This is a genomic window from Nonomuraea sp. NPDC050691, from assembly GCF_040654455.1.
Lineage (GTDB): Bacteria > Actinomycetota > Actinomycetes > Streptosporangiales > Streptosporangiaceae > Nonomuraea.
In genome coordinates this window covers 1-13,769 of sequence record NZ_JBFAIA010000103.1, presented here as the reverse complement: position 1 = coordinate 13,769, position 13,769 = coordinate 1, and the positions used below count along the sequence as shown (strand labels likewise).

Here is a 13,769-nt window from a genome sequence, read left to right as displayed (position 1 = left end):
AGACGGATTTTTCGGGATATGCGGCTTTCCTGACGGCGGCCCCGCTTCCCGTAGGAAGGGACCGGCCGCCGCGATGCACTGCCCCCCGCAGGCGTCGCGACGGCCGGAGGCAGGCGTCAGCCGCAGGCGCTCTGGATCTTCGTGACGAAGCCCTGCATCTTCTGCACCGACTCCATGGTGGCGCTCGGGTTCGCGGCGTCGATCTTGAGGCCGTCGAGACCGGTGGCCAGGTCGTTCAAGGCGGCGGCGAGCTCGCCGTCGTAGTTGCCGGCCAAGGTCTTCACCTTGGCGGCCGCCTCGTCGCCCGCCGTCTCGAACGCCTTGGGGTCGGCCGCGACCTTGGCCATCGAGCCGCTGAAGTCATTCATGATCTTGGTGACTTCGTTGCCGACCTGGTTGCAGTCGACCGCGTTGCCGAGCGCGCCACAGGCGGTGGTGAGGCCGGCGAGGGTGAGCGTCGCGATCGCGACGGCGATGCGGCGGCTGGGGGAGTTCATTTCATGCCCTTCGTTGCTTTTGCGGATGAAGGGACAGTATGAGGCGGTCCTTGACCGTCACTTGCACACCGCTGACAACGCCGCCAACAGACCCGCCCCGTCAGGCGGGCGGCCTTGACCGGGGAATTCGCGCGGACGACCGGGCCTCAGAAGGGGAGCCGCCGGCCGGACGGAGTGCGCAGGTCGAGGGGGGCCGGCTGCTGGGCCGGGCGGGGGCGTTGCACGATCTGGACTCTCTTCACAACCCTGGGATACCCAACGGATTGCCTTGAACTCCTCACGAGCGGGTACCGTGACGGGTGATGCTGGCGGACCCGTTCGTGCACCCGGCGCTCTTCTATCGAGGCGACCGGGAATACGTCGATGCCACCACGGCCTTCATCCGCGAGGGGCTCGCGGCGGATGAGCCGGTGGCCGTCGCGGTGCCTGCCGCGAACCTCAGGCTCATCGAGAGCGCGCTGGGCGCCGACGCCGCCCGCGTACGGCTCCTCAACATGGAGGAGGCGGGCCGCAACCCCGGCCGCATCATCCCCGGGGTGCTGCGCTCCTTCGCCGACCGCCACACCGGCGGGCACGTGCGGATCATCGGCGAGCCGATCTGGGCCGGTCGCAGCTCCACCGAGTACCCCGCCTGCGCCCAGCACGAGGCGCTGATCAATCTGGCCTTCACCGGGCGGCACGTCACGATCCTGTGCCCCTACGACGCCGATCGGCTCGACCCCGAGGTCCTGCGCGAGGCGGAGCTCACCCACCCGGTGCTCCAGGACCTCAAGGGCGAATGGGCCAGCGACGCCTACGACCCCCACCACGTCGTGCGCGAGCACAACCGGCCCTTCCCCGAGCCCAGCGGATTCGCCGTCCTCCGCTTCGACCGCGACAACTTCGCGGCGGCCCGCGGCCTGGCCGTCGGCCTGGCCACCGAGCTGGGCTTCGACGGCGCCCGGCTGGACGACATCCGCCTGGTCGTCGCCGAGCTCTGCGCCAACAGCCTCGACTACGGCGGCGGCGCGGGCGACATCCGGGTCTGGGCCGAGGCCGACCGGCTGGTGTGCGAGGTCGCCGACAAGGGGCACATCACCGACCCGCTGGCCGGCCGCGAGCCGGTGGACCCGCGCATCGCGGGCTCACGCGGGCTGCTCATCGTCAACCTGCTGAGCGATCTCGTACGGGTCCACACACGCGCCGGCGGCACCCGGATCCGCGCCTACTTCGACATCCCCGCCCGCTGAGCCGCCGGCCCTCCGGGCAGGGCCCGTCCCGGGGTGGGGCCCGCCCTACCGCCCCTGAGGAGGGCGGCCCCCTCGGGGACGACGTCCACCCAGGTCACCCAGGGCCGTCCCAGGGGTGCCCCGACCAAGGTATTAGGGGGCCGTTCAGGGCCGCTTCGGGCTGATCTCCGATATTCCGCGAAGCCGCGTTCCACGAGCTTTGAGGCATGAAGGCATTGCTTGTGAGCGGACTCTCCACCATCGTCGCCGGGACGGGCGCCATGCTGGCCCTGCACACCTGGACCGGGCTCGACCCGATGCACACCGTGATCAGCTCGTACGCCTTCCACCCGGGAGGCTGGCTGCTGCCCACCTCGCTGACGCTGTTCGCGGCGGGCGGCGCGCTCACCGCCGAGGGGCTGCGCCGGGCCGGCGCGAGCGGCGGCGTCGTGGTGCTGGTGGTGGCGTGGGCGGTCAGCATGTTCCTCATCGGGGCGTTCCCGACGGACCGGCCGGGTGTGCCGCTGTCGCTGTCGGGCGGCATCCACCGGTACGCCGCGTTCGCCGCGTTCCTCGCCATGCCGGCGGCCGGGATGCTGTGGGCCAGGACCCGCCCCCGGTACGCCCGGGCCGTGCGGGTGCTCAGCTCGATCGCTCTCGGCGCGCTCCTGCTGGTCGTGATCCCGTACGTGGTGCGGATGTGCGGGATCCCGCTGGCCGACGACGAGGTGCCGGCCGGGCTGACCCAGCGCGTCGTGGTCGTCTCCGAACTGGGCGTCCTGGCCCTGGCCGGTCTGTCGATGCTGCGGCCGGCCTCGCGCCGGGCGGCTCAGCGCTCCCAGGGCGCGGTGTCGCCCATCTTGGCGTAGTACTTGGCCAGATGCGCCTTGACCCGGGGGATCTCGTCCTCGGGGATGCGTACCCCGCCCCTGGCGCCGTCCACCACCCCCGCCGCGGCGATGACGGCCCGCGGCACGACTTTCAGCTCACCCCCGACGACGTCGGCGATCGGCAGCTTGTAGGCGCCGAACTCGTCGGCGTTGCCGGCGTCGTACCAGACGTGCGCCTGCCGGTACTTCTCGTTCGGCTCGTCCTCGGCGCCCGCCCACTTGCGCACCCGCTTGTCGGCCCCGGCGGCGTCCCACTCGCGGTCGCGGTCGGCGAGCGGCAGGTCATGGAATCTCGTCACCGTCATGACATGGGGCTACCCGTCCCGCAGGCGTGAAACGGCCGGCTTTTGGTAGGTAGACGGTCCCGATGTGACGAACGTACCGCTGAGGAGATGACGAGATGACCATCCTGATCGCCTATGACGGGTCCGAGGACGCCAAGGCCGCGATCGCGTACGCCGGCACGCTGCTGAAGGGGCAGCCGGCCGTGGTGCTGACCGTGTGGGAGCGGGCCGCGATGACGTCCGCGCGGGCGTCGGCCGGACTCGTGGTGGCGGTGGGCGACACGAGCGCCGAGGACGCCGCGATCGAGCGGTCGATGGAGGAGCTGGCGGCCGAGGGGGCCAGGCTCGCCGGTGAGGCCGGTCTGGAGGGCACGCCCCGGGTGGCGACCGACGCCTTGTCCGTGTGGTCGGCCATCGTGGACGTTGCCGAGGAGGTCGGCGCCACGCTCATCGTGACGGGGACGCGCGGCATGGGCGGGATCCGGTCGCTGCTGCTGGGCAGCACGTCCGACCGGGTGCTGCACCACGCCACCAGGCCCGTCCTCGTGGTCCCCGCCCCGCACACGGACTCCTGACGCGTCCGGCCGCCCGAGCCGCGCCGACCTGTGCCGGGCCCGGCGCACCGACCTGTGCCGGGCGCTTGGCGTGACTCCCCGTCGGGCGCCTGAGGTGACTCCTCGTCGGGCGCCTGACGTGACTTTTCGTCGGGTTCCGGGTGTGACCTCCAAGGAGGGCGTCGGCCCGGGAATCGAGAAGGTGGCGTAGGGCAGAGTGACTCCCGGTGAGGAAGGGGTCACGTGAGCGAGGGACTGGCGCGGCGACTCGGGACCGGTGACGCGGTCGTCGTCGGGCTGAGCGCCATGATCGGCGCGGGCGTGTTCGCGGCGTTCGCGCCCGCGGCTGCGGCCGCCGGGCCGTGGCTGCTCGCCGCGCTCGCGCTGGCCGCCGTCGTCGCCTACTGCAACGCCACGTCCTCGGCCCGCCTGGCCGCCCTCTATCCCGAGTCGGGCGGCACCTACGTGTACGGCCGGCGGCGGCTCGGCCCGTTCTGGGGCTACCTTGCCGGCTGGGGCTTCACGGTCGGCAAGACCGCCTCCTGCGCCGCCATGGCCCTGACCTTCGGCGCCTACGTGGCCCCCGGCCTCAGCGTCGCGGTGGTCGTGCTGCTGCTGGTGGCCGACTTGCGCGGGGCGATCGGGTTCTCGTCGTTCGGCGTCCTGGTGTACTACGCGATCGCCAACGCCGCCGCGCTCACCCTGACGCGGGAAGAGGGCGCTCCGCCCAAGGTCGTGCCCGTGGTGGGAGTCGTCCTGTGCCTGGTGCTCGCCGCCACGCTGCCGTGGGGTTCCGTGGTGGCCGGGCTGGCGGTCTTCGCCGTGGGCGCGCTCGTCTGGGTGGCGGTCCACCACCGAAGATCAGCACGGCCGTAGGGCAGCGCGGGACGCACCGGCCGGCGAGTACGGCGGGCGGCATGGTTGAGGGCCGCGTATGGCGGCGCGGGGAACCGGTTGCGCCGTGCACAGCGGCGGGGGGAAGGGTTTGCCGCCGCGCCGGCGCTGGCATGCCTGGGGACCGGGTACGGCGGCGGGAAAATGGCGGGCGGGTGTGGGGGGCCCGGGTGTAGCATCGGCGGCATGACGCTGCGCACGGTGATGACCGCCCCGTAGGGGGTTCCGTCCACGTCCTGTCGAGGCCCCGCTGACCGGGGCCTTCGTCACGTCCGGCCCCATAGGAGGTACCGGATGTACGTCACGACCACGATCCCCTACGTCAACGCCCGCCCGCACCTGGGGTTCGCCCTGGAGATCGTGCAGGCGGACGTGCTCGCCCGCCACCACCGCCGCCGCGGCGAGCCCGTGCGTTTCCAGACCGGCACCGACGACAACTCGCTCAAGAACGTCCTGGCCGCCGAAGCCGAGGGTGTGCCGGTCCGGGAGCTGGTGGACCGCAACGCGGCGGCCTTCGAGGCGCTGCGCGAGCCGCTGGAGCTGTCGTTCGACTCCTTCATCCGGACGAGCCGCCACCCCGGGCACCGGGCGGGCGTCGAGCGGATCTGGAAGGCCGTGTCCCGCGACCTCTACCGGCGCTCCTACGAGGGCCTGTACTGCGTGGGCTGCGAACAGTTCTACGCGGAGGCTCCCTGCCCGGACGGGCACGAGGCGCCGTTGCAGCGGGTGGCGGAGGAGAACTGGTTCTTCCGCCTGTCGCGCTACCGGGACCAGCTGCTCGACCTCATCGGCGGCGGTCGGCTGCGCGTCGAACCGGCCGCGCGCCGCAACGAGGTGCTCGCGTTCCTGAAGGGCGGCCTGGACGACCTGAGCGTCTCCCGCTCCGCCGCCCGCGCCCGCGGCTGGGGCATCCCGGTGCCCGGCGACCCCGATCAGTGGTGTACGTGTGGTGGGACGCCCTGGCCAACTACGTCACCGCGCTGGAGGACGACTACGAGCGGTGATGGGTGCGCGAGCCCCGCAAGGTCCACCTGGTGGGCAAGGGCGTGATCCGGTTCCACGCGGTCTACTGGCCGGCGATGCTGCTGTCGGCGGGGCTGCCGCTGCCGAGTGACATCGTGGTCCACGACTACCTGACGGCCGGCGGGCGCAAGATCAGCAAGTCGTCGGGCGTCACCGTCGATCCGGTGGCGCTCGTGCGGGCGTACGGTGCCGACGCCGTGCGGTGGTGGCTGCTGCGGGAGGTGCCGCGCGTGGGGGACGCCGACTTCACCGAGGAACGGCTGGTCGCCCGCGCCGACGAGGACCTGGCCAACGGCATCGGCAACCTGGTCAACCGGGTGGTCACGATGGTCCACCGCTTCCAGGACGGTCACGTGACCCGCCACGCCGGACCGGGCTCCCTCGGTGTGACGGCTGGGTCGGGCTCTCCTGCGGTGACGGCCGGGCTGGGCTCTTCCGCGGTGACGGGGGAGCGGGACGCCGCCGTGGCGAGCGCCGGGCGGGCTCTCGCCACGGCGCCCGAGAGATCCCCTGCCACGGACTCGGGGCGAGCGAATGCCGCTGAGGCGGGGCTGGCCCTGTCCGAGGTCGTGGAGGCGGGGCGGGTTCTGGAGGAGGTTGTGGAGCGGGCCGGAAGGCTCGTGGACGAGGCGCTGGCGGACTACGACTTCCGCCGGGCCACGGCCGCCGTGCAGGCGATCGTGGAGGCGGCGAACGCGTACGTCGAGCGCGCCCGGCCGTGGCGGCAGCCGCCGGCGGAGCGGGAGGCGTCGCTGGCCACGCTGGTGGCGGCGTGTCGGGCGCTGGCCGTACAGCTGGAGCCCTTCCTGCCGTCAGCGGCGGCGCGCGTGGCGGCGGCGGTCGACGGGGAGCGCCTCCCCGAGCCGCGCCCGCTGTTCCCCCGCCTTGGGAGCTGATCGCTCCGTCCGCCGTGTTCCGGTTCGTCCTGGCTCGGGTGCCGACCGCTCCGACGGCTTCGACGTGACGACTTCGGCCACTTCGGCGGCGTGCCCGGGCTCGGGCGTTGACCGGGCCCGGGGGCGCGCTTAGGTTGGCGCACAGCCACCCCGTACGGTGTGTGGGCGGCGCTCGCGGGAGCGCGCATACCGTCCGGCCGGTATGGAGGTGTGACCATGCCCGTCCCCACCGTCCGAGGCCCCGTGGACGTCGCCGAGCTCGGCCAGACGCTGATGCACGAGCACGTGTTCGTCCTCTCGCCCGAGCATGTGGAGAACTACGGCCGGGGCGTCTGGTGGGACGAGGAGTTCCGCGTGGCCGACGCGATCCGCAAGCTCAACGCGCTGGCCGCCTTGGGCGTGCGGACCCTCGTCGACCCGACCGTGTGGGGTCTCGGCCGGTACATCCCGCGCATTCAGCGCATCGCCGCCGAGGTGCCGGAGCTGCACATCATCGTCGCCACCGGCCTCTACTGCTTCGAGGAACTGCCGCACCAGTACGAGCATCGGGGCCCCGGCCTGCTGCTGGACGGCCCGGACCCGATGGTGGACGACTTCGTGCGCGACCTGACCGTGGGCATCGCCGACACCGGGGTGAGGGCCGCGTTCCTCAAGTGCGTGGTCGAGGAGAAGGGGCTGACACCCGGCGTCGAGCGCATCTGCCGCGCCGTCGCTCAGGCGCACCTGCGCACGGGCGCCCCCATCACCGTGCACACGAACGCGGCGGCGCGCACCGGGACGATCGCGCTGGACCTGTTCGCCAAGGAGGGCGTGGACCTGACCAAGGTGATCGTCGGCCACGCCGGCGACTCCAACGACCTCGACCACCTCATGAGCCTGGCGGACACGGGCGCCACGCTCGGCATGGACCGGTTCGGGCTGGACGTGTACAACACGACCGAGCGGCGCGTGGCCACGATCGCGGAACTGTGCAGGCGCGGGTACGCGGACCGGATGGTGCTCAGCCACGACACGGCTTGCTTCATGGACTACTTCGGCGGGGCCTGGGACGACGCCCTTGCCTCCTTCGCCCCTGACTGGCGATACGATCACATTCACGGCCAAGTCCTGGCAATGTTGATGGAATCGGGCGTGGCGCGGGAACAGATCGACCAGATGCTGGTGTATAACCCGAGAAGCTACTTTGCGTAAAGTAGTGGGATCGGTAACGCAATGCGGGTAGGTGGAGCTGGGTGACTTCGGAGCAAGCCTTGTCGATCAGCTTGGGGCTCCAAGGCCCATGCGTCATCGCGAGGCTCACAGGAGACTTCGATTTCGCCTCAGCCGCCGAAGTGCGTGATCGCGTCACCAAGGCGCTCGATCTCACCCAGCCGCCCATGCTGGTCATCGACATGCAGGGCGTCGAGGTGTGCGACTCGTCCGGTCTGTCGGTGCTGGTGTACGTGCACAAGGCCGTCACCGCGTCCGGCGGGCGGCTGCTCCTCGCCGGGCTGAACGGCAGGTGCAAGCACCTGTTCGCGATCACGGCGCTGGACAAGTTCTTCGACATCCGCAGCACGGCCGAGCTGGCCATCGCAGAACTCAGCGAACCGGGGAATTCACCGCCGTTCCCGGGGTAGTCGCGAGGGCATGCCGGCCCACGAGCCCGACCCTCTGGGTGTCTACCTGAAGCAGATCGGTGGCATCCCGCTGCTGTCCGCCGCCGACGAGGTCGAGCTCGCGCGGCGCGTCGAGGCCGGCCTGTACGCCGGCCACCTGATCGCCCTCGCCCCCGGCGGGGATCGGGAGGCGGCGAGCCTCGCCGAGCTGCGTGAGATCCGCGACGAGGGACTGCGCGCCAAGGACCTGCTCATCAGGTCGAACCTGCGCCTCGTGGTGGCCGCCGCCCGGCGTTACGCCCAGCGCGGGCTGCCGCTGCTCGACGTCATCCAGGAGGGCAACCTCGGGCTGATGCGGGCCGTGGAGAAGTTCGACTACAAGCGCGGCTACAAGTTCTCCACGTACGGGATGTGGTGGATCCGCCAGGCCATCGAGCGTGGCATCCACGACAAGAGCCGTACGGTGCGGCTGCCGACGCACGTCGGCGAGGAGCTGTCGCGCCTGGCGAGGACGACCCGGCGGCTCGCCGCCGAACTGGGGCGCGAGCCGCGCGACGCGGAACTGGCCGCGGCCGCCGGACGCACGATCGAGGAGGTCACCGGGCTGCGCCGGCTCGCCCAGGACATGGTGAGCCTCGATCTGCCGGTCGGCGAGCACGGGGAGAGCAACCTCGGCGACCTGATCGCCGACGAGGACGGCCCGCAGGTCCACGAGCTCACCGAGCAACGGGCCATGAGCGCCGAACTGCGCGAGCTCGTCACCGCGCTCCCGCCGCGCGAGGCGTTCGTCATCAGAAACCGGTACGGCCTGGCGGGGCGCGAGGTCGCGACGTACGGGACGCTGGCGGACCACATGGGGCTGACCCGCGAGCGGGTCCGGCAACTGGAGCGGCAGGCGCTGAAAAGGCTCAGGCGGGGGACGCCCGTGATGGCCTGGGCGTCGTGAGCGTTCTGGGCGTTGACCTGGTGGGGATCGTGACGGTTAATCGAAGAGCCTGAGTCGCTTTCGACGGGGGAAGCGAGGGTTCGTCGCCTTTGGGGGCATTATGGGTAACTGCCGCTCTGTCACGCCTTTACGTAGCTTGTCTGCCTCGTCGGCCAGTGTCGCTCTGTCGGCCTTGTCCGCCGCCACGACCGTCGCCGTCCTGGCCGCCGCGCCCCTCCCGGCCGTGGCCGCCACGCAGGCGACTCCGGCAGCCGCTTCGGCGGGCCGGGTCGCCACCACAGCCACCACAGCCACCACAGCCGCCGTCCCCGCCGCGCCTGTCGCCGTCGCCGGGAAGCCGAACGCCGCCGGCGCGCAGCTGATCCGCTACAAGATCGTCCTCGGCCGGTGCAAGGACACGTGCCGCATCAAGGTCAAGATCACTAACATCTCGCGCAAGACCCTGTACGACGTCTCGCTCAACGCCCGGCTGAAGGTCAACAAGACCAAGGCCGGATCGTGTTACGACTACGTGGGCACCCTCCGCGCCAAACGCCAGCGCTGGGCGGGCTGCACGGTGCGCTCCAGCAGGCTGGCGTCGATGTGGAACCGGTGGCTCGACGGCGAGATCCGCTGGGACACCCACGTCAACACGGTCGTCCACTACGAGTACTACCGCTGACGTGCCCCGCCGCCGGCCGGAAACGTGATCGGGACCTCCTGGGAGGCTGGGGGCGCGAGCCCGGCTCGGCCCCTGGCCGTCAGGAGGTGACGAGAAGGGCCAGGCCGATCAGCACCACGATCGGTACCACCCAGACCACGGCCTCGGCAGCGAACTCCTTGTACATCTCGCGGATCTCCCTCGTCACGCCCCGGAGGGCGGCGTACACGACACTGCGCAGCATAGCCGCCCGCGCTCGCCACTACGTCCAGCCCCGGCCCGCCCACCGCCTCTCTCCGGGGACGGCGCCGCCCCGCCGCCGCACGGACGGCGGACGCGCGGGAGGGGCCGGGTCAGTCGGCGTCCTGAGGGTGGAGGCGGCTCTGGGCCAGGCGCTTGCCGAACCCGGCCAGGGACTCGTCGGCCATCAGCGCCGCCAGGCGGGGGGCGTCGGCCTCCACCCGGCGCAGGACCTCCGGGTCGGCGCCGGCGAAGCGGCTCCAGGCGCGCACCACGTCCGGCATGGCGGAGATCGCGTCGGGCGACAGGATGGCCTCGCGGGGCAGCCACGAGGTGAGGAACTGCGACACTCTCCCTGGACTCCACCACAGGGGACGATCCCCGATGAACTCCGCCAGCTTCGCGAACGCCTCCTCCGCGCCCTTCGCGGCCGGCAGGTCGTGGAAGCGGGACAGCGTGTCGTCGGGCGCCGGCCGTACGGGATCGGGAACCGTCAGGGCGCGGGCCAGCGCGAAGAGCCGCACCTCGGGGAAGGTGTCGGCGACCGCCGCCCCCATGACGCGGTCGGTGAGCTCCAGGGCGTCCAGGATCCGTCCCGCCACCACCCGGGGCTCGGCCGCCTCCAGGCTCAGGTCGTCGAGGAACTTGGGCTCCTCGACCAGCGCGTCCACCGCCAGGCCGCCGTTGACCTGGTCGACGGCGACGATCAGCAGGTGCGGCTCCTTGCCGTTGCGGTAGCGGAAGGACAGGGCGGCGAGGGTCTGCTGCCCGTGCCGGTCGGCCCTGCCGTACCAGGCTCCGTGGCAGTCCACCTGCCCCATCCGTTCCACCCACCCGGGCAACGCGTCCCGCGCCTGCTCGCCGTGGGCCGCGTACCGGCCGGGGGCGATGGCGGCCAGGGCGGCCAGCGTGAGGCGGGTCTCGGGCGTGCCGGCCTCCACCAGCTCCTGGACGAACCGGCGGGCCTCGGCCGGCTCCAGCCCGCACGTGAGCCGTGACGCCCACAGCTCGGTGCGCAGGGGTGAACGCCACCTGAGCAGGTCGCGGGCCTGGGTGATCGCCGTGGTCAACGCTGGAGTGCTCACCCTCCGACCGTAGTCCACGAGAACCGGCGGAGCGCGCCGGGCTTCCCGGGCCCGCGGACCACGCCTCCGCGGGGTTGGCACTGACGCAGGGTCAATCTCCCAGCATGGTCGGCATGACCACCGGCACCCATGCGGCCGGCCGGCGCGACGACCGCCGGCGGGCCGGAGGGGGCGACACGACGATGAGAGGCGACAGGACGATGCGGCACTTCACGATCCACCACGACGGTGTCACGATCCCGATGTCCCGCGGGGGCAGGGGACGACCGCTGGTCCTGTGCCCGGGGCTGAGCTCCACGCAGGCCGATCTGCACGAGCTGATCGAGCTGCTGCGGCGCGACCACGACGTGGTGACCTTCGACCTCAGGGGCCACGGCCTCTCCTCCGCCGCCGGCCGGTACTCCTTCGAGGCGTTCCTCGGCGATCTGGCCGCCGTGTTCGCGGAGCTGGGACGCCTCGACCTGCCCTCGGCGCCCGTCCTCGTGGGCTACTCGCTGGGCGCGGACCTGGCCGTGCACCATGCCTCCGAGCACCCTGACAGCGTCGCCGAGCTGGTTCTCATCGACGGGGCGAACCCGGTGCCGGAACCGTTCATCACCGAGGCCGACCTGGCGGCCTTCCGCGCGATGTGGGAGGACCTGGCGACGCAGCAGGAGGCGAAGCGGGGGACCGCGCGTCAGGTGTTGCTCACCGGCCAGGAGATCCTCGAGCTGAACGTCGAGATCGATGCGGTCCGGTCCGGCATCCTCGACCGTTACCGGAAGATCGACTGCCCGATCAGCATGATCATGTCGACCTCGATGGCCGGCGACAGCGGCGAAGGGCATGCGCCGCGGTTCAACGAGAACTGGCGTGCCGGCGTCGAGCGGCTGGTCCGTGAGCAGCCGCGCATCTCGACGTCCTGGCTCGACGCCGATCACCAGCTGGTCCTCACCCACGCCCCGGAGATCGCCGCGATCATCCGGCGCGGCCCAGTCGGTCAGACGACTTCCTGAACTGGGAGACTGGTCCGATGCTGACCATCGGTGAGCTGGCGTCGTACGCCGGAGTGACGGTGCGCGCGGTGCGGCACTATCACGCCAAGGGGCTGCTGCCGGAGCCCGAGCGGGACCACTTCGGCTACCGGAGGTACGGCGCCGAAGCCGTGGTCGAGCTGGTCAAGATCCGAACCCTCGCCGACGCCGGGGTCCCGCTGGCGAGGGTGCGGGAGCTCTTGCGGGCCGGCGAGGAGGAGTTCGCCGCGGCGGTCGCGGACATCGACAGGCGGCTGCGCGCGGAGATCCGGGAGCGGCAGCGCAACCGGGAGCGGATCGCCCGGCTCGCCGCCGGGGACAACCTGGCGCTGCCGCCGGAGGTGGTCGAGCTTCTGGACCGGCTGCGGGAGCTCGGCGTCGACGAGCGGATCATCCAGGTGGAACGCGAGGGCTGGATCCCGCTGGCCGCGCGATCGCCCGAGCGGGTCCCGGAGTGGACGGCACGCAAGCGGGCGCAGATCGCCGACCCGCGGTTCATCGAGTTCTATCTCACCCTGGGTGAGGCCATTGACTGGGCCGCCGACGACCACCGGCTGGTCGAGCTGGCCGACAAGCTGGCCGTCTACCTCACGCAGATGACCGACGAGCAAGGCGCGGACTACGTCGGCGACACCGACATCGAGCCAAGGTTCGCCGAGCTGATGGACACGCTGGCGTTCGACACCGCGCCGCCGGCCCGCCGGCTGATCGAGCTGTTGAAGGAGCGCGGCTGGACCGGCTGGACCAAGCTCGAACGGGTGGACCCATGAGGGGCGCCCACCGGTCGGCCGGGCCGGCGTGGCCCGGCCGTCGCGGGGCGCGACTCCGGGATCAGCGGCTGAGGAGCTCGGAGAAGATCTCCACCAGTTCGGGCCGGTCGAACGGGCCGACATGGGGCGCCGCGACGCTGCGTACGTCGGTCGGGTTGTCCGGAGTCAGGCGGTCGGCCTCGGCGATGAAGCGGTCCTGCAACGCCGGCGGGATCAGCCGGTCGAGGGTGAAACGGACATAGGTCCGGGGGATGCGGCCCCACGTGTCTGCTTCGCCCCGGGCGTCGGTCAGGGGAATGGTGGCGGTCTCGTCGGGTACGAGCAGGTTGAGCAGCCGGCTCACCCCCTCGTCGGTGAAGTCGGCGGCGAGGCACTCCTTGACGCCCTGGAACACCGCCGGGTCGGCCGAGCGCCAGTTGACCCGGGTCACCCCCAGGACCGCCGGATCGGCGACCAGCGCCGCCTGCACCAGCGGGAGCAGGCTGTCGCCCTGCGCGCGCTCGACGGGCTTGGGCTGCCCATGACGACCCGGATCCGCGAGGCGCTCACGCTGCACGCACTGGTCGTCAACGCCGCGCTGACCATGGCGGACGAGGTCGAGGCGGAGCAGGAGACCGGGGTGACGCTCGACCGGTGGTGGGTGGCGCAGCGCGAGCGGGCCGACGAACTCCTCGCCGGCGGGCGCTTCCCCCTGCTGGCCGCGATTCCCCAGGAGACGGTGTCGGACCTGGACGGGCTGTTCGAGTACAGCCTTGGACGCCACCTCGACGGCTTCGCCGCCCTGGTGGAGGAACACGCCCCAGCGCGACCCTGAGGCGTCCGAAGGCGACCCTGAGGAGCGTCCGATCGTGCTCATAAGGGGCGAGTGAGCGCGTCGAGGGGTGAGGTCCGGTTGGCGGTCCTGGGCGCGCGGGTCGGGGCGTATGGGGGGTTGGGGGTTTTGGTCCGGAGGTGCGGGCCGGAGCGTATCGCCGGGGCTGAGGGCCCTCCGGAGGCGCGGGCCGGGGTGTCCGGACGGGGCTGGGGGCCGGCGCGCGGGCCGGGTGCCTGGACGGGGCTGGGGTCCGGGCGCGGTCTCCGGTGTACCCGAGACCCCGCCCGGACCCCTACGTCCTACGGCTGGAGCGACCTCAGCGCTGGTCGCCCGTGAGGCCTGCCTTGCGGAGGGCCTCGGCGCGCCGCTCCAGGAGCGTCGCCAGGGCCGCGTCCACCCTGTCGATCGCCTCCCGGC

Annotated in this window: 18 protein-coding genes; 13 read left to right on the top strand and 5 right to left on the bottom strand. The window is 72.0% G+C overall.

From position 1 onward, the window contains the following. Window positions 1-116: 116 nt before the first annotated feature. Window positions 117-497: a hypothetical protein gene (locus AB0H81_RS29230; RefSeq protein WP_358380989.1), complete on the bottom strand. Its 381-nt coding sequence runs from the start codon at window positions 495-497 to the stop codon at window positions 117-119. A 302-nt stretch (window positions 498-799) separates the two neighbouring features. On the opposite strand from AB0H81_RS29230, the gene AB0H81_RS29225 reads away from it, so the two are divergent. Beyond that, window positions 800-1,726: an anti-sigma factor RsbA family regulatory protein gene (locus tag AB0H81_RS29225; protein ID WP_358380987.1), complete on the top strand. Its 927-nt coding sequence runs from the start codon at window positions 800-802 to the stop codon at window positions 1,724-1,726. A 206-nt stretch (window positions 1,727-1,932) separates the two neighbouring features. Continuing rightward, window positions 1,933-2,574, top strand: coding sequence for a DUF998 domain-containing protein (locus AB0H81_RS29220; protein ID WP_358380985.1), 642 nt, complete (start codon window positions 1,933-1,935; stop codon window positions 2,572-2,574). Here the strand turns inward: AB0H81_RS29220 and AB0H81_RS29215 are convergent. After that, complete coding sequence (locus tag AB0H81_RS29215) at window positions 2,535-2,900, bottom strand: hypothetical protein (RefSeq protein ID WP_358380983.1); 366 nt, start codon at window positions 2,898-2,900, stop codon at window positions 2,535-2,537. The two genes, AB0H81_RS29220 and AB0H81_RS29215, sit on opposite strands and share 40 nt — an antisense overlap. A 95-nt stretch (window positions 2,901-2,995) precedes the next feature. On the opposite strand from AB0H81_RS29215, the gene AB0H81_RS29210 reads away from it, so the two are divergent. The 8 genes from AB0H81_RS29210 to AB0H81_RS29175 all read left to right on the top strand — a co-directional run bounded on the left by AB0H81_RS29210 (window position 2,996) and on the right by AB0H81_RS29175 (window position 9,451). Then, entirely contained in the window at window positions 2,996-3,454 is a 459-nt protein-coding gene (locus AB0H81_RS29210; RefSeq protein ID WP_358380981.1) for a universal stress protein, read from the top strand. A 222-nt stretch (window positions 3,455-3,676) separates the two neighbouring features. Then, entirely contained in the window at window positions 3,677-4,309 is a 633-nt protein-coding gene (locus AB0H81_RS29205; protein ID WP_358380979.1) for an amino acid permease, read from the top strand. A 312-nt stretch (window positions 4,310-4,621) separates the two neighbouring features. Continuing rightward, window positions 4,622-5,377, top strand: coding sequence for a class I tRNA ligase family protein (locus AB0H81_RS29200; RefSeq protein ID WP_358380977.1), 756 nt, complete (start codon window positions 4,622-4,624; stop codon window positions 5,375-5,377). Further along, window positions 5,335-6,246, top strand: coding sequence for a class I tRNA ligase family protein (locus AB0H81_RS29195; protein ID WP_358380975.1), 912 nt, complete (start codon window positions 5,335-5,337; stop codon window positions 6,244-6,246). Before AB0H81_RS29200 ends, AB0H81_RS29195 begins: the two co-directional genes overlap by 43 nt. A gap of 216 nt (window positions 6,247-6,462) precedes the next feature. Beyond that, window positions 6,463-7,437 carry a phosphotriesterase-related protein gene (locus tag AB0H81_RS29190; RefSeq protein ID WP_358380974.1) on the top strand — a complete coding sequence of 325 codons (975 nt, stop codon included), beginning with the start codon at window positions 6,463-6,465 and terminating at the stop codon, window positions 7,435-7,437. Between the two features lie 41 nt (window positions 7,438-7,478). After that, window positions 7,479-7,865 (top strand): STAS domain-containing protein, encoded by a 387-nt coding sequence (locus AB0H81_RS29185; protein WP_253773637.1) that lies wholly within the window; start codon window positions 7,479-7,481, stop codon window positions 7,863-7,865. A 10-nt stretch (window positions 7,866-7,875) separates the two neighbouring features. Further along, on the top strand, window positions 7,876-8,790 hold the full coding sequence (locus AB0H81_RS29180) for a sigma-70 family RNA polymerase sigma factor (protein ID WP_358380971.1): 915 nt from the start codon (window positions 7,876-7,878) through the stop codon (window positions 8,788-8,790). A gap of 172 nt (window positions 8,791-8,962) precedes the next feature. Next, complete coding sequence (locus AB0H81_RS29175; protein WP_358380969.1) at window positions 8,963-9,451, top strand: hypothetical protein; 489 nt, start codon at window positions 8,963-8,965, stop codon at window positions 9,449-9,451. 79 nt (window positions 9,452-9,530) lie between these two features. On the opposite strand, the gene AB0H81_RS29170 is transcribed toward AB0H81_RS29175, so the two are convergent. Next, the gene (locus tag AB0H81_RS29170; protein WP_344576267.1) at window positions 9,531-9,659 is read right to left on the bottom strand and encodes a hypothetical protein; all 129 of its coding nucleotides are present in this window, start codon (window positions 9,657-9,659) and stop codon (window positions 9,531-9,533) included. A gap of 124 nt (window positions 9,660-9,783) precedes the next feature. Next, the gene (locus AB0H81_RS29165; RefSeq protein ID WP_358380967.1) at window positions 9,784-10,755 is read right to left on the bottom strand and encodes a hypothetical protein; all 972 of its coding nucleotides are present in this window, start codon (window positions 10,753-10,755) and stop codon (window positions 9,784-9,786) included. Between the two features lie 113 nt (window positions 10,756-10,868). Between AB0H81_RS29165 and AB0H81_RS29160 the strand changes: the two genes are divergently transcribed. Next, window positions 10,869-11,750 (top strand): alpha/beta hydrolase, encoded by an 882-nt coding sequence (locus AB0H81_RS29160; RefSeq protein WP_358380965.1) that lies wholly within the window; start codon window positions 10,869-10,871, stop codon window positions 11,748-11,750. A gap of 17 nt (window positions 11,751-11,767) precedes the next feature. Further along, window positions 11,768-12,538, top strand: a complete 771-nt coding sequence (locus tag AB0H81_RS29155; RefSeq protein ID WP_358380963.1) for a MerR family transcriptional regulator — start codon at window positions 11,768-11,770, stop codon at window positions 12,536-12,538. A gap of 61 nt (window positions 12,539-12,599) precedes the next feature. Here the strand turns inward: AB0H81_RS29155 and AB0H81_RS29150 are convergent, their stop codons facing one another. Next, window positions 12,600-13,094 (bottom strand): hypothetical protein, encoded by a 495-nt coding sequence (locus tag AB0H81_RS29150; protein ID WP_358380961.1) that lies wholly within the window; start codon window positions 13,092-13,094, stop codon window positions 12,600-12,602. Here AB0H81_RS29150 and AB0H81_RS29145 point away from each other — a divergent pair. Continuing rightward, the gene (locus AB0H81_RS29145) at window positions 13,059-13,352 is read left to right on the top strand and encodes a TetR/AcrR family transcriptional regulator C-terminal domain-containing protein (RefSeq protein ID WP_358380959.1); all 294 of its coding nucleotides are present in this window, start codon (window positions 13,059-13,061) and stop codon (window positions 13,350-13,352) included. The genes AB0H81_RS29150 and AB0H81_RS29145 overlap by 36 nt on opposite strands. Window positions 13,353-13,769: the final 417 nt, after the last annotated feature.